Origin of the sequence: Micromonospora sp. WMMA1998, from assembly GCF_027497375.1 — a bacterium.
Classification (GTDB): Bacteria; Actinomycetota; Actinomycetes; order Mycobacteriales; family Micromonosporaceae; genus Micromonospora; species Micromonospora sediminicola.
Genome location: NZ_CP114911.1, coordinates 2,785,643 through 2,806,194, shown reverse-complemented (window position 1 = coordinate 2,806,194; position 20,552 = coordinate 2,785,643). Strand labels below are relative to the sequence as shown.

General features: G+C 74.0%; 17 protein-coding genes. 11 read left to right on the top strand and 6 right to left on the bottom strand.

Annotation, left to right across the window (positions count from 1 at the left end):
* Window positions 1–75: 75 nt before the first annotated feature.
* The gene (locus O7600_RS12405; RefSeq protein ID WP_174530387.1) at window positions 76–282 is read left to right on the top strand and encodes a hypothetical protein; all 207 of its coding nucleotides are present in this window, start codon (window positions 76–78) and stop codon (window positions 280–282) included.
* Between the two features lie 61 nt (window positions 283–343).
* The gene (locus O7600_RS12400; protein WP_281593731.1) at window positions 344–1,927 is read left to right on the top strand and encodes an ATP-dependent DNA ligase; all 1,584 of its coding nucleotides are present in this window, start codon (window positions 344–346) and stop codon (window positions 1,925–1,927) included.
* Window positions 1,928–1,931: 4 nt separating this feature from the next.
* On the opposite strand, the gene O7600_RS12395 is transcribed toward O7600_RS12400, so the two are convergent.
* Entirely contained in the window at window positions 1,932–2,747 is an 816-nt protein-coding gene (locus tag O7600_RS12395) for an SURF1 family protein (protein ID WP_281593730.1), read from the bottom strand.
* 135 nt (window positions 2,748–2,882) lie between these two features.
* On the opposite strand from O7600_RS12395, the gene O7600_RS12390 reads away from it, so the two are divergent.
* Both O7600_RS12390 and O7600_RS12385 read left to right on the top strand, forming a co-directional pair.
* On the top strand, window positions 2,883–4,253 hold the full coding sequence (locus O7600_RS12390) for a cobyrinate a,c-diamide synthase (RefSeq protein ID WP_281593729.1): 1,371 nt from the start codon (window positions 2,883–2,885) through the stop codon (window positions 4,251–4,253).
* On the top strand, window positions 4,250–4,819 hold the full coding sequence (locus O7600_RS12385; protein WP_281593728.1) for a GNAT family protein: 570 nt from the start codon (window positions 4,250–4,252) through the stop codon (window positions 4,817–4,819). The genes O7600_RS12390 and O7600_RS12385 overlap by 4 nt, the downstream gene beginning before the upstream one ends.
* Window positions 4,820–4,926: 107 nt before the next feature.
* Here O7600_RS12385 and O7600_RS12380 read toward each other — a convergent pair whose 3' ends face one another.
* Window positions 4,927–7,059, bottom strand: a complete 2,133-nt coding sequence (locus O7600_RS12380) for a transglycosylase domain-containing protein (RefSeq protein ID WP_281593727.1) — start codon at window positions 7,057–7,059, stop codon at window positions 4,927–4,929.
* Window positions 7,060–7,180: 121 nt separating this feature from the next.
* Here O7600_RS12380 and cobC point away from each other — a divergent pair, with 121 nt between their 5' ends.
* Genes cobC through cobA form a run of 3 tightly spaced genes read left to right on the top strand, consistent with a single transcriptional unit; the run spans window position 7,181 to window position 10,652 of the window.
* Complete coding sequence (gene cobC / locus O7600_RS12375) at window positions 7,181–8,263, top strand: Rv2231c family pyridoxal phosphate-dependent protein CobC (RefSeq protein WP_281593726.1); 1,083 nt, start codon at window positions 7,181–7,183, stop codon at window positions 8,261–8,263.
* Entirely contained in the window at window positions 8,263–9,402 is a 1,140-nt protein-coding gene (gene cobT, locus O7600_RS12370; RefSeq protein ID WP_281594138.1) for a nicotinate-nucleotide--dimethylbenzimidazole phosphoribosyltransferase, read from the top strand. Before cobC ends, cobT begins: the two co-directional genes overlap by 1 nt.
* A complete protein-coding gene (gene cobA / locus O7600_RS12365) occupies window positions 9,399–10,652 on the top strand; it encodes a uroporphyrinogen-III C-methyltransferase (protein WP_281593725.1) in 1,254 nt (417 codons plus the stop codon). Before cobT ends, cobA begins: the two co-directional genes overlap by 4 nt.
* A 130-nt stretch (window positions 10,653–10,782) precedes the next feature.
* On the opposite strand, the gene otsB is transcribed toward cobA, so the two are convergent.
* Entirely contained in the window at window positions 10,783–13,302 is a 2,520-nt protein-coding gene (otsB, locus tag O7600_RS12360) for a trehalose-phosphatase (RefSeq protein ID WP_281594137.1), read from the bottom strand.
* A gap of 77 nt (window positions 13,303–13,379) precedes the next feature.
* Entirely contained in the window at window positions 13,380–14,780 is a 1,401-nt protein-coding gene (locus O7600_RS12355; RefSeq protein ID WP_281593724.1) for a trehalose-6-phosphate synthase, read from the bottom strand.
* A 308-nt stretch (window positions 14,781–15,088) separates the two neighbouring features.
* Between O7600_RS12355 and ettA the strand changes: the two genes are divergently transcribed.
* From ettA to O7600_RS12335, 4 genes are all read left to right on the top strand, one after another.
* On the top strand, window positions 15,089–16,765 hold the full coding sequence (ettA, locus tag O7600_RS12350; protein ID WP_091571685.1) for an energy-dependent translational throttle protein EttA: 1,677 nt from the start codon (window positions 15,089–15,091) through the stop codon (window positions 16,763–16,765).
* Complete coding sequence (locus tag O7600_RS12345) at window positions 16,758–17,201, top strand: thioesterase family protein (protein WP_098747018.1); 444 nt, start codon at window positions 16,758–16,760, stop codon at window positions 17,199–17,201. Before ettA ends, O7600_RS12345 begins: the two co-directional genes overlap by 8 nt.
* Window positions 17,198–17,854, top strand: a complete 657-nt coding sequence (locus tag O7600_RS12340; protein ID WP_281593723.1) for a hypothetical protein — start codon at window positions 17,198–17,200, stop codon at window positions 17,852–17,854. The genes O7600_RS12345 and O7600_RS12340 overlap by 4 nt, the downstream gene beginning before the upstream one ends.
* A 131-nt stretch (window positions 17,855–17,985) precedes the next feature.
* Complete coding sequence (locus O7600_RS12335) at window positions 17,986–18,570, top strand: YbjN domain-containing protein (RefSeq protein WP_091571696.1); 585 nt, start codon at window positions 17,986–17,988, stop codon at window positions 18,568–18,570.
* Window positions 18,571–18,589: 19 nt separating this feature from the next.
* Here the strand turns inward: O7600_RS12335 and O7600_RS12330 are convergent, their stop codons facing one another.
* On the bottom strand, window positions 18,590–18,976 hold the full coding sequence (locus tag O7600_RS12330; RefSeq protein WP_091571699.1) for a globin: 387 nt from the start codon (window positions 18,974–18,976) through the stop codon (window positions 18,590–18,592).
* Between the two features lie 78 nt (window positions 18,977–19,054).
* Window positions 19,055–20,422, bottom strand: a complete 1,368-nt coding sequence (locus O7600_RS12325; RefSeq protein ID WP_176558931.1) for an MFS transporter — start codon at window positions 20,420–20,422, stop codon at window positions 19,055–19,057.
* Window positions 20,423–20,552: the final 130 nt, after the last annotated feature.

Below are 20,552 nucleotides of genomic sequence, written 5' to 3'. Positions count from 1 at the left end.
GTCGAAACCGTAACTTCGGGGCGGATGTCGGAGTTTGCGGTGTGTCGGCCGGCCGGGTGTTATAGCCTTTCGAACATGCGTACGAACGACGAGATGGTGCGGCTCCAGGCCGCCGTCCGTGCTCTGGGGGACGTCGACGTCTCCGCGTGGCCCGAGGCCACGCTCAAGGAACAGCTCGGTGAGCTCTCCGCCACGCTTGTCACTCTCGACGCGCTGCTGACCCGGGTCGCCGACGGCGTGCGCGGGCGCGGCCTGCGCGTCGAGGAGCCGGTCTCGGCCTGACCTCCAGCGGGGCCGGAGCGACTCCGGCCCCGCTGTCACAGGCGACTGGCAGGATGTGGACGTGCGTTTCGCGGAGCTGGCGGCCACCTCGGCCGCAGTCGGCGCCACCGGCGGCCGTCGGGCCAAGGTGGAGCTGCTGGCCGCCGCGTTGCGCGCGCTCGATCCGGGCGAGATCCCGGCCGGCGCCGGCTACCTCGCCGGCGAGCTGCGCCAGCGCCAGACCGGCGTCGGCTGGGCGGGTCTGCGTGACCTGCCCCCGCCGGCGGCCGAGCCCACCCTGACCGTGGCCGGGGTCGACGCGGCGATCGAGGAGATCTCCCGCATCGGCGGCGCCGGCTCCCAGGCACGGCGGCGTGAGCTGGTCGGCCGGCTCTTCGCCGCGGCGACCGCCGACGAGCAACGCCTGCTGGTCGGCCTGTTCCGGGGTGAGCTGCGCCAGGGCGCACAGGCCGGCCTGCTCGCCGAGGCGGTGGCCCGGGCCGCCGACGTGCCGGTCACCGCCGTCCGGCGCGCGCTGCTGCTCGCCGGCGACCTGCGGGCGGTGGCGGTCGCGGCGCTCACCGGCGGCGCCGCCGCGTTGGCCGGGTTCGGGCTCCAGGTGGGCCGGCCGCTCGCGCCGATGCTGGCGCAGAGCGCGCCCTCGGTCGACGAGGCCCTCACCGCCACCGGCCTCCCCGCCGTGGTCGACGTCAAGCTCGACGGCATCCGCATTCAGGTGCACCGCTCCGGGCAGGACATCGCGGTGTTCACCCGCAGCCTCGACGAGATCACCGGCCGGCTGCCCGAGGTGGTGGCCGCCGTCCGCGCGCTGCCCGCCCGCGAGCTGGTGCTCGACGGCGAGGCGATCGGGCTGGACGCCACCGGCCGTCCACTGCCGTTCCAGGAGACGTCCAGCCGCGCTGCCCGGCGCACCACGCCCAGCACCACCGGGCGCACCCCGGTCGCGCCCGCCGTGCTGGCCGCCGCCGAGCGCACCGGCGAGCCGGTGCTGACGCCGTACTTCTTCGACCTGCTGCACCTCGACGGCGCCGACCTGATCGACGAGCCGGGCCGCGAGCGCTGGGCGGCGCTGGCCGGGGCGGTCGACCCGTCGCTGCTGGTCGGGCGGGTCGAGGTGGACGACGTGGCGCAGGCCGGCGCGGCGTTCGCGGCGGCGGTCGACGCCGGTCAGGAAGGGGTGGTGGTCAAGGATCCCGCCGCGCCCTACGACGCGGGCCGGCGCGGCGCCGCCTGGGTCAAGGTCAAGCCCCGGCACACGCTCGACCTGGTGGTGCTCGCGGTCGAGTGGGGCAGCGGCCGGCGTCAGGGCTGGCTGTCCAACCTGCACCTCGGCGCCCGCGACCCGGGCACCGGCGAGTTCGTCATGCTCGGCAAGACGTTCAAGGGGCTCACCGACGAGCTGCTGCGCTGGCAGACCGAGCGCTTCCTGTCGCTGGCCTTGGAGAAGGGCGACTGGGTGGTGCGGGTCCGGCCGGAGCAGGTGGTCGAGATCGCCTTCGACGGAGTGCAGACCAGCAGTCGCTACCCGGGCGGGATGGCGCTGCGTTTCGCCCGCGTGGTGCGCTACCGGGACGACAAGACCGCCGCCGAGGCGGACACGATCGACGCGGTGCGGGCGATCCACGCCGGCCGGGTCACCGGCTGACGGGTCAGGTGGCGGCGGGCTCGGCGGCCCGGTCCACCGGCTCACGCGGGCCGTCCAGGCCGGCCCGTCGACGTGCCTCCCGGCGGGCCACCCAGCCGTAGCCGACCAGGCTCATCACCGCGAAGATCCACCACTGCCAGACGTAACCGAAGTTCTGCCAGTTGTTGGTGTGCCCGATCGGCACCGCCTGGAACGTCGGGTCGGCGGCCGGGGTCTGCCCGTCGAGCAGCACGTAACCGCCGGTCACCGGGTAGGGCAGCTGCTTCGCCAGGCGGGGGATGACGATGCGTCGGGCCTCCAGCTTGCCGTCGCGCCGGTCCACCCCGCCGCCACCGCTCTCGCTGCCGACCACCCGGCCGGTGACGGTGACCTCGCCGGTCGGCGCGGCCGGCACCGACGGCTGCGCGGTGGCGCCGGCGCCCGGCGTGGGCGGGACCCACCCGCGGTCGACCAGCACCGCGCTGCCGTCGGCCAGCACCAGCGGGGTGAGCACCTCGAAGCCGACCTTGTTGTCCACGGTCCGGCCCCGGATCAGCACGACGTTCGCGGTGTCGTAGCGGCCGGTGGCGGTGACCCGGCTCCAGGTGAGCCGCTCGGCCGGGGCGGGACCGACGCTGCCCGGGCCACCGGTCGGTGCGGGCAGCGCGTCGCGCAGCGGCGCGGGGGTCATCGTGGCGCCGGCGTCGATCCGGTCGTTGATCGCCGACCGGCCCCGATAGCGGTCCAGCTGCCAGTTGCCCAGGAGGACCATCACCGTGGCGGCCACCAGCGTCAGCGCGAGGTAGCCGAGCCAGCGCGGGGTCAGCAGGAACCGGTACACGTTGGCCAAGGCTACCCGTATGAGCGGGGCCACTCGCGGCTGCCGGGCGGAACGGGACGCTCCGCGGCCGACGGGCGTCGGGGCGGACGGGTATGGTCACGCGGGCGGAAATCACCCCGGACCCAGGAGTCGATGATGACCGACGTGCCGCGCGTCGTGCTGAGCGCGCCCTCCTCCGGGCACGGCACCGGTGCCCTCTCCCTCGGCCTGCTCGCCGCCCTCGCCGAGCGCGGCGTGCCGGTGGCCGGCTTCAAGGTCGGGCCGGACCAGGTGGACGCGGCCTACCTGGGGCTGGCCGCCGGTCGCCCCGGCCGCACGCTGGACCCCCGGCTGGTCGGCCCGGAGCGGGTCGCGCCGCTCTTCGCGCACGGCGCGGCCGGCGCCGGGTTCGCGCTGGTCCAGGGCACCATGGGGCTCTACGACTCGGTCGCCGGTCGGCCGGAGAGCGAGTCCACCGCCGCCGTGGCCACCGCGCTGCGCAGCCCGGTGGTGTTGGTCGTGGACGTCGCCGCGATGGGGCAGTCGGTGGCCGCGCTGGTGCACGGCTTCCGCTCCTACGACGAGCAGCTCTGGTTGGGTGGCGTGATCCTCAACCGGGTGGCCTCGCCCCGGCACGAGGCGCTGCTGCGCGAGGCGCTGGACGACGTGGGGGTGCCGGTCTACGGCGCGCTGCGTCGGCACGAGCTGCCCCCGGTGCTGCCCGCCCGCCGGCACGGCGCCGCGCCCGTGGTGCGCGGTGACGCCGAGGCCGAGCGCGGTGTGCGCCGGCTCGGTGAGGCGGTCGCCGCCACCGTCGACCTGGACCGGCTGCTGGCGCTGGCCCGGTCCGCCCCCGCCCTGACCGTGGAGCCCTGGTCGCCGGAGCCGGCGGACGAGCCGTCCGCACCGGCGGAGCGGCCGGTGGTGGCGCTGGCCGGCGGCCCGGCCGGCAGCTACAGCCATCCGGAGGCCGCCGAGCTGCTGCGGGCCGCCGGCGCCGAGGTGGTCACGCTCGACCCGCTGCGCGACGAGGCGCTGCCCGCCGGGGTCCGCGCGCTGGTCGTCGGCGGCGGGCTCCCCGAGACGTACGCGGAGCAGCTCTCCGCCAACCGCCGGCTGTGCATCGCGGTGGCCGAGCTGGCCCGGTCGGGGCGTCCGGTGGTCGCCGAGGGGGCGGGCCTGCTCTGGCTGGCGCGCGAGCTGGACGGCCTGCCGATGTGCGGCGTGCTCGACGCGGTCGGCACGGTCCGCGACGGCCTGGTGGTCGGCTACCGGGACGCCACGGCGGTCACCGGCGGCGTGGTGGCGCCGGCCGGCGCGGCCGTGACCGGGCACAAGCAGCACGCCGCCGTGCTCACCCCGCGCGCCGGTGACCAACCGGCGTGGCGCTGGGACGGCGGCACCCCGGAGGGCTTCGTCCGACACGGCGTGCACGCCTCGCAGCTGGTGCCGCACTGGGCCGCGCTTCCGGGCGTCGCGTCCCGCCTGGTGGCCGCCGCGCTGGCGCCCTCGGCGGCCCTGGCGTGATCGGTCAGGTGGCGGTACGCCGGTTCCCGGCGCTGACCGTCTCCACCCCGCGGACCGAGGTGCGCCGGCTGGTGGCGACGGACGCGGCGGCGGTCGACGAGGTGTTCGGCGACCGGCAGACCCAGCGGTGGCTGCCGCTGGCCGAGGCGGCCGGGCAGATCGACGGGCGGGCCTGGTGCACCGAGCTGGCCCGGCAGCGGCGGGACAGCGGCGACGGCGACCACTGGGCGGTGGTCCGCCGGGAGGACCAGCGCGTGGTGGGGTGCCTGTGGACCCGCCGCACCGACTGGGGCGCCCGGCTCACCGAGGTGTCGTACGCGATCGCGCCGCACGCCCGCGGCTACGGCCTGGCCGCCGAGGCGGTGGACGCGGTGGCCATCGCGCTGATCCTGGAGCACGGTTTCCACCGGGTGGAGCTGCGGGTGGCGCCCGGCAACGTCGCGTCCCGGCGGGTGGCCGAAAAGGCCGGCTTCAGCTACGAGGGCCTGCTCCGCAACGCCGGCTACGTGCGGGGCGCCCGGGTCGACCTGGAACTGTGGTCCTTCGTCGCCGCCGACCTCCGCTGAGCCCTCTCCCACGTCGATCAAGGAGTTCGCGTCGGCGGATCTGGCGATCCCTGACGCAAACTCCTTGATCAACTGACCCGGGCGCACCCCCGGGCGGAACGTGGGGCTCAGCCGACGATCTGGTCGGAAGGCGGGGTGAACTGGCGGGACGGCTGGCCCTTGAGGGCGTCCCGCAGCGTCTGGGCCACCGCGTTCACCGGGATCTGGGACTGCCCGTCGCCCACCGCGTTGAACGGATTGTCCGGGTCGGCGATGAAGCTCGCGGCCGCCAGCTCCGGCGTGTAGCCGACGAACCACGCCGACCGGGTGCTGTCGGTCGTACCCGTCTTGCCGGCGACCGGGCGGCCGACCGTGCCCCGCACGCTGTCGGCCGTCGACCAGCCGCCACAGCTCCCCTTGGCCGGGGTGTCGCCGGTCGGGCAGCGCGCCGCGTCGGTGGCGGCCCGGGCCGCGTCCGCGTTCACCACCTGCCGGCACCGGGGCTTGGCGACCTCCCGCTGCACCCCGCCCGGGGTGGAGTAGGTGGCCGGCGTGCCGTCCCGGTTCATGATCGCGTTGACCGGGATCGCCTCGCAGTAGCGCCCGTCGGCGGCGATCGCCGCGTACGCGTTCGCCATCTCCAGCGGGGTGGCGTCGGAGACGCCCAGCGTGAACGCGCCCCACTTCTTCGCCTTGGCCGGCGACGCCTGCTCCTTGTCCACGTCGGTCCGCCAGCGCAGGCCCAGCTGCTCGGCCAGCCGCACCCCGGCGTCCGCGCCGATCTTCTCCTCCAGCTGGATGAAGTAGGTGTTCACCGACTTGCCGAAGCCGGACCACATGGTCTGCCGGCCGGTCATCGCGCCGCTGGCGTTGGACGGCGCCCAGCCGTCGTAGATCGCCGACTTGTACGTGTACGGCGAGTCGTAGGCGGTGGACAGCGGCATCCCGGCGTTGAGCGCGGCGAGCATCGGGAACATCTTGAACGTCGAGCCGGCCTGGTAGCCGGGGAGCGACCCGCCGCCCAGCAGCGGCGCCACCGTGTTCGGGTAGTTCGCCTTGACCTTCGGGCCGGCCTCGGGGTTCGAGCTGTTCGGGTTCTCCGCCAGGTCCAGCGAGTAGTTCCGGTTGACCGCCATCGCCTTGATCCGCCCGGTGCCGGGTTCGGCGACCACGATGCCGTTGGCGAAGGGGCTGCCGGTGTTGTCCTTGGCGCCCACGTTCTTCTCCGCCGCCGCCTGCGTCTTCGGGTCGAGGGCGAGCACGATCCGGTAGCCGCCGCGCCGCAGCTTGTCCATCCGTTCCAGCCGGTTCTCGCCGAACGCGGGCTGCGCGCTCCACCAGTTCTTCAGGTAGTCGCAGTAGAAGCCCCAGCTGCGGTGCCCGCCGTCGATCGCGGCGCAGTCGTTCGGCGGCGTGGTCAGCTTCAGCCTGATCGGCTGGCCCTTGGCCGCCGTGGCGGCGTCCGGCGACAGGTAGCCGAGGCGGGCCATGTTGTCGAGCACGTAGTTGCGCCGGCCGGTGGCGTCCTTCTGGTCGGAGGTGATCGGGTCGTACTCCGAGGGGGACTTCACCAGACCGGCCAGCGTGGCCGCCTCGACCGGGGTGAGGGTGGCCGGCGTCTTGGAGAAGAAGATCTGCGCGGCGGCGTAGATCCCGTAGGCGCGGTGGCCGAAGTAGGCCGAGTTGAGGTAGCGCTCCAGGATCTGGTCCTTGCTCAGGTGCTTCTCGATGTCCAGCGCCATGCGCATCTCCTTGACCTTGCGCAGGCTGGTCTGCTGGGTGGCCTCCTGGACCTCCCGGGGCGTGGTCGCGCTGTCCCGCAGGGCCATCCGGACGTACTGCATGGTCAGTGTCGAGGCGCCCTGGGAGACGCCGCCGGAGCGGGCGTTGGACACGAACGCCCGCGCCACGCCCTTCGGGTCGACGCCGTGGTGCTGGTAGAACCGGTTGTCCTCGGCGGCGACGATCGCCTGCTGGATGTTCGGCGACATGTTCTCGATCTTGGTGTACTGCCGGTACTCCTCGTAGAACATGGTCAGCACGGTCTTGCCGTCGGGCGCGTAGACGTACGACGTCTCGGCCGGCAGCGCGGTCTTGAGGATGTTCGTCTTCTGTTCCACGGCGTGCGCGGTGGCCTTGGCGCCGATGCCGGTGACGGCGACGAGCGGGTACAACGCGGCGGCGACGACGATGCCGGCGATCAGCCCGGCGCGGAGAAGGGGCACGGCACGACCAGCGGAGGCAAGGGGTCGGTTGCTCACGGGGTCAAGCTATGACATTTCCGATTCGGAAATGAGAAGAACTCATAAACCGGCGGGTCGTGACGCGACCCACGCCGCGATGCGCTGTCCCGGGCGGCGGCTTCCCGGCAGGATCGCGGACATGCCCGCACCACCGACCGGGAGCGCCGCCGCGCTCGACGAGCCCGACCTGGGCCACCACGGGGACGCCGAGGCCACGCCCGGCCTGGTCGACCTGGCCGTCAACGTGCGCCGCGCGCCGATGCCCGAGTGGCTGGCCGACCCGCTGACCGCCGCCCTGGGCGAGCTGGCCGCGTATCCGGACCCGGCGCCCGCGCGCACCGCCGTCGCTCACCGGCACGGGCGACCCCCGGACGAGGTACTCCTCACCGCCGGGGCCGCCGAGGGTTTCGTGCTGATCGCCCGCGCGCTGCGCGCCGCCCGCCACCCGGTGGTGGTGCACCCGCAGTTCACCGAACCGGAGGCCGCCCTGCGCGCCGCCGGCCACCGGGTGGACCGGGTCCTGCTCGACCCGGCCGACGACTTCCGGCTCGACCCGGCCCGGATACCCGCCGACGTCGACCTGGTCATGGTCGGCAACCCCACCAACCCGACGTCGGTGCTGCACCCGGCGGACACGATCGCCGCGCTGGCCCGCCCCGGCCGGGTGCTGGTGGTCGACGAGGCGTTCGCCGACACCACCGCCGCCCCGGGCGTCGACGGCGAACCCGAGTCCCTGGCCGCCCGGCGCGACCTGCCCGGCCTGGTGGTGGTGCGCAGCCTGACCAAGACCTGGGGGCTGGCCGGGCTGCGGATCGGCTACCTGCTCGGCGACGCCACGCTGCTGGCCCGGTTCGCCGCCGCCCAGCCGCTCTGGGCGGTCTCCACCCCGGCGCTCGCCGCCGCCACCGCCTGCGCCGCCCCGGTCGCCGTCGCGGCCGAACGCGCGATCGCCGCCGGGCTCGCCGCCGACCGCGACCACCTGGTGACCCGCCTGTCCGGTCTGCCCGGGGTACGCGTGGCGGGCCGCCCGGCCAGCGCCTTCGTGCTGATCCACCGCGTCGGCGCCGCCGACGTGCGGGAGCGGCTGCGGGAGCGGGGTTGGGCGGTACGCCGGGGTGACACGTTCCCCGGGCTCGGCCCGGACTGGCTCCGGATCGCGGTGCGCGACCGGGCCACCACCGACGCGTTCATCGAGACGCTGGCACGGATCCTGGAGGCATGATGCTGGAGTCCACCGTCGCGGCGATCCGGCCGCTCGACGAGGCGGCCATGGCGGCCGCGCGTGAGTTGCAGGGCCGGCTGACCAAGCCCGCCGGCTCGCTCGGCGCCCTGGAGCCGCTCTCGGTACGCCTGGCCGGGCTGGCCGGCGCCTGCCCGCCGCCGCTGCCCGACCAGGCCGCGGTGGCGATCTTCGCCGGGGACCACGGCGTGCACGCCCAGGGCGTGACCCCGTGGCCGCAGGAGGTCACCGCCCAGATGATCGGCAACTTCCTGGCCGGCGGCGCGGTGGTCAACGCGTTCGCCCGGCAGGCCGGCGCCTCGGTCACCGTGGTCGACGTCGGCGTGGCCACCCCGCTGTCGGTCACCCCGCCCGACCCGGCGGCGCGCGCCGCCGACCCGGCCGGCCCGTCCGCGCTCACCGTCGACGTCGTCGCGACGCCCGCCGACCCGGACGGGCCGCGCCTGGTGGCCGCGAACGTGCGCGCCGGCACCCGCGACATGACCGTCACCGCCGCGCTCACCCGGGACGAGGCCCGGGCGGCGGTGGAGACCGGCATCCGGGTCGCCGACGAGCTGGTCGACGGCGGCGCGGGCATCCTGCTCACCGGCGACATGGGCATCGGCAACACCACCCCGGCCGCCGCGCTGGTCGCCGTGTTCGCCGGGGTGGACGCGGCGGCGGCGACGGGCCGGGGCACCGGCGTGGACGACGAGACGTACGCGCGCAAGGTCGCCGTGGTCCGGGCCGCGTTGGCCCGGCACACGCCCGACCCGAGCGACCCGCTGGGCGTGCTCGCCGCGGTCGGCGGGCTGGAGCACGCCGCGCTGGCCGGCCTGATCCTCGGCGCCGCCGCGCGGCGGGTGCCGGTACTGCTCGACGGCGTGATCGCGGTCAGCGCCGCGCTGGCCGCCGCCGCGTTCGCGCCGGACGCGGTCGGCGCCATGGTCGCCGGGCACCGCAGCGCCGAGCCGGGTGCCACGGCGGCGCTGCGGCACCTCGGGCTCGATCCGCTGATCGACCTGGGGCTGCGCCTCGGCGAGGGCACCGGGGCCCTGCTCGCCCTGCCGGTCGTCACCGGCGCCGTCCGGGTGCTGCACGAGGTGGCCACGTTCGACGCGGCCGGGGTGGCCGAGAAGTGAGCGAGCCGGCCCCGGAGGCGTCGCCCAGCCCGTACCCCCTGGGGTTGCGGCTGGCCGGCCGGCGCGTGGTCGTGGTGGGCGGGGGAGCGGTCGCCACCCGGCGGGTGCCCGCGCTGCTCGACGCGGGCGCGGACGTCCTGCTGGTGTCGCCCGAGCTGACCCCGGCGCTGCGCGCGCACTCCGACGCCGGCCGGCTGCGCTGGGAGCCGCGCCGGTTCGCCCCCGGCGACCTGGACGGCGCTTGGCTGGTCCAGGTGGCGGTGGACGACCGGGTGGCCGCCGCGGCGGTCAGCGCGGCCGCGGCCGAACGGCGGATCTTCTGCGTCCGGGCCGACGACCGGGCCGCCGCCAGCGCCTGGACGCCCGCCGTGACCCGGCACGGCCCGGTGACCGTGGCCGTCCTCGGCGGTGGCGACCCGCGCCGGGCGATGACCGTCCGCGACGCCGTCCGCGCCCTCCTGGGCGCAAGGAAGGGCCCCTTGTTAACGCCTCCGGTAGAGGAAGGGGCCCCGCTTAACACCACTGGCGGTCGGGTAGCGCTGGTGGGCGCCGGGCCGGGCGATCCGGAGCTGATCACCGTGAAGGGCTGGCGGCTGCTCACCGAGGCCGAGGTGGTGGTCGCCGACCGGCTCGTTCCGGGGCTGCTCCTGGACGAGTTGCGTCCGGACGTCGAGCTGGTCGACGCCTCCAAGATCCCGTACGGGCCGTCGCGCGCCCAGGAGGAGATCAACCGCATCCTGGTGGACCGGGCCCGGGCCGGCAAGGTGGTGGTCCGGCTCAAGGGCGGTGACCCGTACGTCTTCGGGCGCGGCGGCGAGGAGCTGCTGGCCTGCGCCGAGGCGGGCGTGCCGGTGACCGTGGTGCCCGGGGTCACCAGCGCGGTCGCGGTGCCCGGGGTGGCCGGCGTGCCGGTGACCCACCGGGGCGTGGCGCACGAGTTCACCGTGGTCTCCGGGCACGTCGCACCGGATTCGCCGGCGTCGCTCGTGCGCTGGGAGGCCCTGGCCGGGCTGCGCGGCACGCTGGTGGTCCTGATGGGCCTGAAGAACCTGGCCGCGATCGCCGCCACCCTGATCGCGCACGGCAAGCCGGCGGACACCCCGGCCGCGGTGGTCCAGGAGGGCACCACCGCCGCCCAGCGGACGCTACGCTCCACCCTCGCCACGGTCGCCGCCGACGTCGAGGCCGCCGCGCTGCGCCCGCCCGCGATCGTGGTGATCGGTGACGTGGTCCACGCCCTGACCCCCTGACGCCCGCCCTCCCCGCCGATCTTGCACTTGGCGCCCGAGAGATGCCCGTTGTGCCCCCTTTGCCGGGGCAGTAAGTGCAAGATCGCCGAGGGTGGGGCGGCGGGGGAGCAGGTCCCCCGCCGCCGTCGGGTTACTGCTTGAGCATGTTGTCCAGCAGCAGGGCGCAGCGGATCAGGCCCAGGTGGCTGTAGGCCTGGGGGTGGTTGCCCAGGCCCCGCTCGGCGAGCGGGTCGTACTGCTCGGGCAGCAGGCCCGTGGGGCCGGCCGTGTCGACCATCTGGGTGAACAGCTCCTCGGCGTCGGTGCGGCGGCCGGTGCGCAGGTACGCCTCGATCAGCCACGCCGTGCAGATGTGGAAGCCGCCCTCCCGGCCGGGCAGGCCGTCGTCCCAGTGGTAGCGGTAGACGACCGGGCCGCTGCGCAGGTCCGCCTCGATCTTCAGCACCGTGGAGAGGAAGCGCGGGTCGTCGCCGGCGAGCAGGCCCGAGATGCCGATCCAGAGCGACGAGGCGTCCATCTCCTCGTACCCGTACGCGACGCTGTATGCCTCGGCCTCCGGGTGCCAGCCGTGCTCCAACACGTTGGCGGCGATCCGGTCGCGCAGCTCGACCCACTCCGGCCGGTCCTCGCCGCCGTGCTGACGCACCACGTGCAGCGCCCGGTCGACGGTCATCCAGAGCATGACCTTGGAGAAGACGTGGTGCCGGGGTGGGAGGCGGGCCTCCCAGATGCCGTGGTCGGGCTCGTGCCAGCGCCGGCGTACCGCCTCGACCATGTTCTCCAGCACCCGCCACTCGTCGTCGCGGACCGAGCCCCGGGCGTCGGCCACCGCGGCGATCAGGTCGGCGACCGGGCCGAAGACGTCGAGCTGGAGCTGGTGGTTCGCCAGGTTGCCGACCCGGACCGGCCGGGAGCCGGCGTAGCCGGGCAGCGTGTCGATGACCGCCTCGGCGCCCAGCTCGAAGCCGTCGACGGTGTAGAGCGGGTGCAACCGCTCCGGATGCCCGCCGGTGCGGTCGACCACGCCGTCGATCCAGCGCAGCAGTCCCTCGGCCTCCTCGGTGGAGCCGAGGTCCACCAGCGCGCGGGCGGTCATCGCCGCGTCGCGCAGCCAGCAGTAGCGGTAGTCCCAGTTGCGTACCCCGCCCAGCTCCTCGGGGAGCGACGTGGTCGCCGCGGCGAGGATCGAGCCGGTCGGCTCGTGGCAGAGCCCGCGCAGCGTCAGCGCGCTGCGGGCGACCAGGTCCCGGGCGGTGGCGGGCAGCCGCAGCGAGGCCACCCAGTCCTTCCAGGGCTGCTCGGCGGCGGTCTGCCGCTCGTGCACCGGCAGCCGGTGCGGCTCCAGGCTCTGCGTGCCGAAGCGCAGCTCCAGCACCACCTGGCCGCCGGCGGCGGAGAGGTCCACCACCGCCTTCGCGGTCTCGTAGCCGGCGTCGTTGGTGACCTCCCACTCGACGCCGGGGGAGTGCAACGCGACCGGCTCGTTGGAGCCGAGCACCAGCAGCCCGTCGTCGAGCGGCTGGAGCTGGACCGCCACCTGGCCGAACTCGGGGCGCGGGGCGAACTCGACGCGGGCCCGCCCCTTGCCGCTGAGCACGCGGACCAGGGTCGAGTCGCCGCTGACCACGACCGGGTCGTCCGGCGTCGTCTCCCGGGCGGGCAGGTCCAGCCAGTCGGTGACGGTCAGGCCGGACCAGCGGGTCTCCACGGTCATGGTGTTGCTGCGGTAACGCTGGCCCAGTGGGATGCCGCCGCGCTCCGGGCCGACGGTGAAGTGCCCGGCCGGGCTGCCGCCGACCAGGTCGGCGAAGATCGCCGCCGAGTCCGGCTTCGGGTGGCACAGCCAGGTGATCTTGGCCTCGGGCGTGACCAGCGCGACGGTACGGCCGTTGGCCAGCATCGAGTGCCGCTCGATCGGCACCGCCCGCTCGCCGAAGAGCCAGTGCCGCCGGGTCTCCAGCAGCAGGCCGAGCGCCCGGGCCGCCTCGATCGGCTCGGCCACCCGGTAGTCCGCCTGGGTGTCCCCGGGGCCGATCTTGATGCCGACGTCCGGCCCGTGCAGGTTGCCGAACGCGTTCTCGTCGGTGACGTCGTCGCCGATGAAGAGCACCGCGCTGGCCGCGAGCTGGGTCCGGAGCTGGTCCACGGCGGTGCCCTTGTGGGTGGCCACCACCGACAGCTCGATGACCTCTTTGCCCTGGGTGACGGTGACGTCCTCCCAGGTCGCGGGCCCGCTACGGACCGCCTCGACGGCGGCGGCGGCGATCTGCGGGTCGACCCCGCGGGTGTGCACGGCGACGCTGGCCGGCTTGCGCTCCAGGCGGACCCCCGGATGCGCGGTGGCGATGTCCCGCAGCACCTCGCGGAGCCGGTGTCGGACCGCGATCAGCTCCGGGGTGAGCCGCTCGACGAAGCCGATGTCGAACTCCGAGCCGTGGCTGCCGACGAGGTGCACCTCGCTGGGCAGCCGGGAGAGCGTGGCCAGGTCACGCAGCGCGCGACCGGAGACCACCGCGACGCTGGTCTGCGGCAACGAGGCCAGCGCGCGCACCGCGGCGACCGACTCGGGCAGCGGCACGGCCTTGCTCGGGTCCTCGACGATCGGGGCGAGCGTGCCGTCGTAGTCGCAGGCGACGAGGAGCTGGGGCATCCGGGCGATGCGGCCGATGGCGGCACGCAGTTCCGGGTCCAGCGCGCCACCGTGGGCGGTGGCGGTTGCGGGCGAGGTCACGCCACCTCCGTATCGGGGACGCCGAGCTCGCTGAGGAACGACTTGGCCCAGTGGCCCACGTCGTGGCTGCGCAGATGGCGCTGCATGACGCGCATCCGCCGGCGGGCCTCGGGTTTCTCGATGTGCACGGCCCGGAGCAACGCGTCCTTGACCGCGTCCGGGTCGTGCGGGTTACACAGGAACGCCTGGCGCAGCTCGGTGGCGGCGCCGGCGAACTCACTGAGCACGAGCGCGCCGCCCTGGTCGGCGCGCGATGCGACGTACTCCTTGGCCACCAGATTCATTCCGTCTCGCAGCGGGGTCACCATCATCACGTCGGCCGCGACGTACATCGCGGCCAGTTCGGAGCGACTGTACGACTGATGCAGATAATGCACCGCCGGCACGCCGACCCGGCCGAATTCACCATTGATCCGGCCAACCTCGCGTTCCACCTTCACCCGAAGTGCCTGGTAGTGCTCCACGCGCTCGCGGCTGGGCGTGGCGACCTGCACCATAACCGCGTCGGGAACTGTCAACTTTCCGTCAGCCAGGAGTTCCCGGAAGGCCTTGAGGCGGAGTTCGATGCCCTTGGTGTAGTCGAGCCGGTCGACGCCCAGGATGATGGTCTTCGGGTTGCCCAGCTCCTCGCGGATCTGCTTGGCCCGGGCCTGGATCGCGGGGTCCTCGGCCAGCCGCTCCATCTCCCTGGTGTCGATCGAGATGGGGAACGCGCCCGCCTTCACCTGCCGGCCGTCGACCTGGATCATCTGCCCCTCGTAGCGCAGGCCGAGCAGGTGCCGGGCCAGCCGGACGAAGTTCTGCGCCGCCAGGCGCTGCTGGAAACCGACCAGGTCCGCGCCGAGCAGGCCGCGCAGGATCTCGGTGCGGAACGGCATCTGCATGAACAGCTCGATCGGCGGGAACGGGATGTGCAGGAAGAACCCGATCCGCAGGTCCGGACGCAGCTCGCGGAGCATCGCCGGCACCAGCTGGAGCTGGTAGTCCTGCACCCAGACCGTGGCCCCCTCGGCCGCCACGTCGGCCGCGGCCTCCGCGAACCGGGCGTTGACCAACCGGTACGCCTCGCGCCAGCGCCGCTTGTAGGCCGGCGTCTCCACCGCGTCGTGGTAGAGCGGCCAGATGGTCGCGTTCGACTGGCCCTCGTAGTAGCGCTCCAGTTCCTCGGCGCTCAACGGCACCGGGTGCAGCCGGATCCCCTCCAGGTCGAACGGCTCGGGTGCGGCGCCGGTGCCGCCGGCCCACCCGACCCACGTGCCCTGGTGCTCGGCGAGCACCGGGTGCAGCGCGGTCACCAGGCCGCCCGGGCTGCGCCGCCACTGCCGCCCCTCGGGTGTGCTCACCTCGTCGACGGGCAGGCGGTTGGCCACTACGACAAAGGAGCTACGGACGGTCACGATCGGCCACCTCCGGGTATGACGGGTCCACCGCGATGAGCGTACTGAGCGTAGCTGCGGCGTCTGATCCCCCGTGCCGGAGTTCCCTACCCGTCTGAGAACCGCCGAACCCTCCGCGTGATCTTGTCGACACCGCGGCCTCGTACACCGCTGGGGTGGGGTGATGTGGGCGGGGCCGCCCGTACCTGTCAGGATTGACGATGGCGTGCGCGCGGCCGGCCCCCGGCCGGCGGCGGCGGGCGGAGATCGACGCCCGCGCCTCGCGCCCCGCAAGCCCGCGATCGCAACCGACGGAGGTAGCCCGCACCGTGGCCCAGTTCATCTACGTCCTGGACAAGGCGCGCAAGGCGCACGGCGACAAGGTCGTGCTCGACAACGTGACGCTGAACTTCCTGCCGGGTGTCAAGATCGGTGTGGTCGGTCCGAACGGCGCCGGCAAGTCCAGCCTCCTCAAGATCATGGCAGGGCTCGACCGGCCGAGCAACGGCGAGGCCCGGCTGATGCCCGGCTACTCCGTCGGCATGCTGGCGCAGGAGCCGCCGCTGAACGACGCCAAGACGGTCCTCGGCAACGTCGAGGAGGCGGTCGCCGAGACCAAGGCCAAGCTGGAGCGGTTCAACAAGATCGCCGAGCAGATGGCGACCGACTACTCCGACGAGCTGATGGAGGAGATGGGCAAGCTCCAGGAGGAGCTGGACACCGCCGACGCGTGGGACATCGACTCCAAGCTCGAACTGGCCATGGACGCGCTGCGCTGCCCGCCGCCGGACGCCGACGTCACCACGCTGTCCGGTGGTGAGCGTCGCCGGGTGGCGCTGTGCAAGCTGCTGCTGGAGGCGCCCGACCTGCTGCTGCTCGACGAGCCGACCAACCACCTGGACGCGGAGAGCGTGCAGTGGCTGGAGCAGCACCTGGCCAAGTACGCCGGCACCGTCCTGGCCATCACCCACGACCGGTACTTCCTGGACAACGTGGCCAACTGGATCCTGGAGCTGGACCGCGGCCGGGCCTACCCCTACGAGGGCAACTACTCCACCTACCTGGAGAAGAAGGCCGCCCGGCTCTCCGTCGAGGGCCGCCGCGACGCCAAGATGAAGAAGCGCCTCTCCGAGGAACTGGAGTGGGTCCGCTCGAACGCCAAGGCGCGGCAGACCAAGTCCAAGGCCCGTCTCGACCGCTACGACGAGATGGCCGCCGAGGCGGAGAAGACCCGGAAGCTGGACTTCGAGGAGATCCAGATCCCGCCGGGCCCGCGTCTGGGCAACACGGTCATCGAGGCGAACAACCTGACCAAGGCGTTCGGTGAGCGGGTCCTGATCGACAACCTGTCGTTCTCGCTGCCGCGCAACGGCATCGTCGGCATCATCGGCCCGAACGGCGTCGGCAAGACCACGCTGTTCAAGACCATCGTCGGGCTGGAAGAGCCGACCGGCGGTTCGGTCCGGGTCGGCGAGACGGTCTCGCTGTCGTACGTCGACCAGAACCGGCAGGGCCTGGCCGGCGACAAGAGCGTGTGGGAGGTCGTCTCCGACGGGCTGGACCACCTCATGGTGGGCAAGGTCGAGATGCCCTCCCGGGCGTACATCGCCGCGTTCGGCTTCAAGGGGCCGGACCAGCAGAAGCCGACCAAGGTGCTCTCCGGCGGCGAGCGGAACCGGCTCAACCTGGCGCTGACGCTCAAGATCGGCGGCAACGTCATCCTGCTCGACGAGCCGACCAACGACCTGGACGTGGAGACGCTCTCCAGCCTGGAGAACGCGCTGCTGGAGTTCCCCGGCTGCGCCGTGGTCATCTCCCACGACCGGATGTTCCTGGACCGGGTCGCCACGCACATCCTGGCCTGGGAGGGCGACGACCAGAACCCGGCCAAGTGGTTCTGGTTCGAGGGCAACTTCGAGGCGTACGAGAAGAACAAGATCGACCGGCTCGGCGCCGAGGCCGCCCGGCCGCACCGGGTGACCTACCGCAAGCTCACCCGTGACTGACCGGTTCGTCTACCACTGCGCGCTGCGCTGGTCCGACCTGGACGCGTACGGCCACGTCAACAACGCCCGCTTCCTCACGCTCTACGAGGAGGCCCGGGTGGCGATGATGTTCGCCGGCGGCCGGGCGTGGGGGGTGGGCTCGTTCGCCGACGGTGTGGTCATCCGCCGGCACGAGGTCGACTACCTGCGCCCGGTCGACTACGCGCTCGGCCGGGCCACCGCGGAGGCGGCACCCACCGTGCGGATCGAACTCTGGGTCGACGAGATCCGCGCCGCGTCCTTCTCGGTCGCCTACGAGCTCTACGACGGCGACGCGCTGGCCGGCACCGCCCGGTCGGTGCTGGTGCCGTTCGACCTGTCCGCGCAGCGGCCGCGCCGGATCGCGCCCGAGGAGCGGGCGTTCCTGCTCCGCTACGCCCCCGGGCTGACCGGGTGACCGGGCACGGGCTCACCGCGGTGGCCGACGCCGGCGCGTTCCTGGCCCGGCTGGTCCGGCTCGACCCGGCCTCCCCGGTCCGGCTCCGGCCGGTGCCCGGCGCCGGCCGTACGGCGCTCTGGGCCCACCTGCCCTGGGGCGTGCTCGTGGTGCGCAGCGTGCCCGGCACGGCGCCCGGCGACGTCACGGTCGCCGCCGGGGAACTCCTGGCCGAACTCTCGGCCGGCGGGGACGCGCTGCCGCGGCGGCGGGACGACGCCTGGCGCTGGCCGTTGCCGCCGCCGGCCAGCCGGCCGGTGGAGGTGCTGCCCGGCGGGGAGGTGCGCCGGATCGCCGAGGCGGCGGCCGGGACGCTGCGCGAGGCGGCGGCGCACGGGGTGGCCGGGCGGGCGGTCGGCCAGCGCGTGCTGCGCGACGCGCTGCTGGACCACGTCGCGGTGGTGGTCACCCCGGACGAGGCGCCACAGGCGCCGGTGGAGGTGTCCCAGCGGTTGGTGCAGGGCGTGGTCCGGATGGGCTTCCTCGGCGCGGGTGACGTTCAGGTGCGGGTGGCCGGCCGTTGGGTCGGACTCGTCGGTCCGCACGGGGCGGCGTGGTCGCGTACCGTCGCGGATCTTGCACTGACGCCTACCCGGTCTCATCCGAACGGATGACCCCGCATCGTTCTTCCGGGCTGGGGCGGCCGTTGGGGGGATGCCTCCTGCCGGCTGTCCGGGTACCGTCCATCCTCGGATCCAACGCACCGTAGGCGGCTGGATCCGCTGGGGAGTGAGGTGCGCGAGCGATGCCGTGGTGGTCATGGCGCCCCGGTCCCGCCGGTGGCGGCGATCCGGAGACTCGAAGCGGGACCACAGTGGACGACACCGTCCGGGTCGGGCCACCGGCCCCGCGCCAGCCGGGAGACGACACGGCGGCGCCCGAGCGGCCGGTCATCGCCGACATGCCGGCCACGGTCGCCCCGGTCACCCTCCGCCGGGTCTGCGACGCGCTCGACCTGCTCGACGTGCGTTACCTGGCCGACGGTGACGGCAACCTGCTCGCCATGTGGGAGCGGCACGCCGTGCTGGTCGCGCTGGAGGGCCCGGAGGACGAGATCCTGGTGATGCGGGCACGTCCACACGCGACGGTGCCGCCCGACTGGGCCGACCGGGCCTACCGGGTGGTCAACGAGTGGAACCACACCCGACGGTTCTGCAAGGCCTACATCGGCGACCCGACCGAGCGTGGGCAGCTCCCGATCTACGCCGAGCTGCAGGTGCCGCTCGGCGCCGGCACCCACGACGCGCTGCTGGTCGAGATGCTCGACTGCGGCGCCGCGGTGGCCACCACGTTCGTCGACTGGCTGCACGACGAGGGCGCCCTGCTCTGACTACCCACCGGGCCGTCGGTCAGCCGGCGGCCGGGTCCTCCATCACGTTCACCATGAAATAGGCGGCCCGCTCCAGGTAGTCCCAGAGCGCGGCGGCGAGCTGCGGCGGCAGGTCCAGCTCGTCCACCGCCCGGCGCATGTGGCGCAGCCAGGCGTCGCGCTCGGCCGCGCCGATGCGGAACGGGGCGTGCCGCATCCGCAGTCGCGGGTGGCCGCGCTGCTCGGAGTAGGTGTGCGGGCCGCCCCAGTACTGGACCAGGAAGAGGGTCAGCCGGTCCGCCGCCGGGCCCAGGTCCTCCTCCGGATACATCGGCCGCAGCAACGGGTCGTCGGCGACGCCGGCGTAGAACACGTCCACCAGCTTGCGGAAGGCCGGTTCACCGCCGATCGCCTCGAAGAGCGTCATCGACTCGCCTGGGGAAGTCACGCTCCCATCCTGCCAGGTGCGCCCCGGCCGCCGCCCCCGCCCGCTGGGCGGCGCCGGTCACGTCACCGCGTGCCGGCGTCGGCCGTGCTCCCGCCCCCGGTCGCCCCCTCCCGGCCCTCGGGCCGGGGTGTGCGCCCGCGCGGCGCTGGACTCGGCCTGGGCGGTCTCGACGGCCGCCTGGATCGTCGCCGGGCGGGGCCAGGTGGCCGCCGCCACGAGCATCAGGAGCACCCCCGCCGCGCTCCAGACCCCGACGACCGCGGGGATGGAGAAGCGCTCGGCCAACGCGCCGGTGGCCAGCACCGCGCCGCCCTGGATGACCTGCGTGCCGCTGGCCATCACCCCGAACGCCCGCGCCCGGTAGCCGTCCGGGAGGGCCTGCACGAAGAGGCTGTTGGCGACCGGGACGATCCCGGCGACCGCGAAGCCGCACGCGGCGGCGAGCAGGGCCACCACGGCCGGCGGCGGGTCGAGCAGCGCGGGCACGAGCGCGGCCGGTGCGAGCACGGCCAGTGGCGGCAGCAGGGTCAACCGGCGGGTCGGACCGACCAGTCGCGCGATGAGGATCCCGCCGATGACGTAGCCCACCGGGTTGGCCGCCATGATCAGCGCCTGCGCGGTGCCGGCGTCCATGCCGCCGCCGGTGCGCTCCGCGGCCCAGCCGGCGGCGAGGCCCTCGGGGACGATCGAGAAGACCATCGCGCTGAACACCAGCACCGCGATGGCGCGCAGCACCGGTCGCTCGAAGACGATCCGGAAGCCCTCGGCGGTCTCCCGCAGCAGGTGGCTGCGGGGCCCCGCAGCCAGCGCCGGCGCCCGGTCCCGCAGGCCGAACCGGACCAGGAGGGCCGACAGGGCGAACGTGCCCGCGTTGATCAGCAGCGCGGTGCTCGGGTTGAGCGCCGCGATGGTGGCGCCGGCGAGGTAGCCGACGACCTGGGCGGTCTGGACGGCGCTGGTGGAGGCGGTGAGGCCCACCACCAGCCGGTCGCCTTCGAGGATGTGCGGCAACAACGCCGAGCGCGCGGCCTGGCTCGGCGGGTTGGCCAGCGTCGCCACGAAGATCAGGACGAGGATCGCCCAGGCCGGCATGAACGGCATCGCGACCAGCACCATCAGCGCCATGCGGATGAGGTCGCAGAGCACCATCACACGGCGGTAGCGGTGCCGCTCGGCCAGCGCCGACAGCAGCGGGCCGCCGATCAGCCAGGGCAGGTAGCTGGCCGCGAAGGCGGCGGCGGAGAGGGCGACCGAGCGGGTCTCCTGGAGGACCAGCACCGTGAGCGCGGCCTTGGCGAGGTAGTCGCCGATCCAGGAGAGGACGTTGGCGGCGAAGAGCGCGCGGAACTCGGACTGACCGAACACGTCGCGGAAGGTGGCCGGACCCTCCTGGTCGGGTCGCTCGTCGGACACCGTCGCCTCCATCGTTCCTGGTCGACCACTTGTGATGGCCCGGCCGGGAACCGTCGTCAGATCAACCGATCAGCGAGGACAGGAGCACACTCCCCGGTGGAGTGCGTTCACCGGATTCTGCCCGATCGTCTGACAACTGGCT

Excerpts from the sequence above, each read along its gene's own strand:
- cobT (WP_281594138.1), top strand. The coding sequence starts at position 8,263 with ATGCTGGAGTCCACCGTCGCGGCGATCCGGCCGCTCGACGAGGCGGCC.
- O7600_RS12335 (WP_091571696.1), top strand. The coding sequence starts at position 17,986 with ATGCCGTGGTGGTCATGGCGCCCCGGTCCCGCCGGTGGCGGCGATCCG.
- O7600_RS12330 (WP_091571699.1), bottom strand. The coding sequence starts at position 18,976 with ATGACGCTCTTCGAGGCGATCGGCGGTGAACCGGCCTTCCGCAAGCTG.
- otsB (WP_281594137.1), bottom strand. The coding sequence starts at position 13,302 with ATGCCCCAGCTCCTCGTCGCCTGCGACTACGACGGCACGCTCGCCCCG.
- O7600_RS12325 (WP_176558931.1), bottom strand. The coding sequence starts at position 20,422 with ATGGAGGCGACGGTGTCCGACGAGCGACCCGACCAGGAGGGTCCGGCC.
- cobC (WP_281593726.1), top strand. The coding sequence starts at position 7,181 with ATGCCCGCACCACCGACCGGGAGCGCCGCCGCGCTCGACGAGCCCGAC.
- O7600_RS12390 (WP_281593729.1), top strand. The coding sequence starts at position 2,883 with ATGACCGACGTGCCGCGCGTCGTGCTGAGCGCGCCCTCCTCCGGGCAC.
- O7600_RS12405 (WP_174530387.1), top strand. The coding sequence starts at position 76 with ATGCGTACGAACGACGAGATGGTGCGGCTCCAGGCCGCCGTCCGTGCT.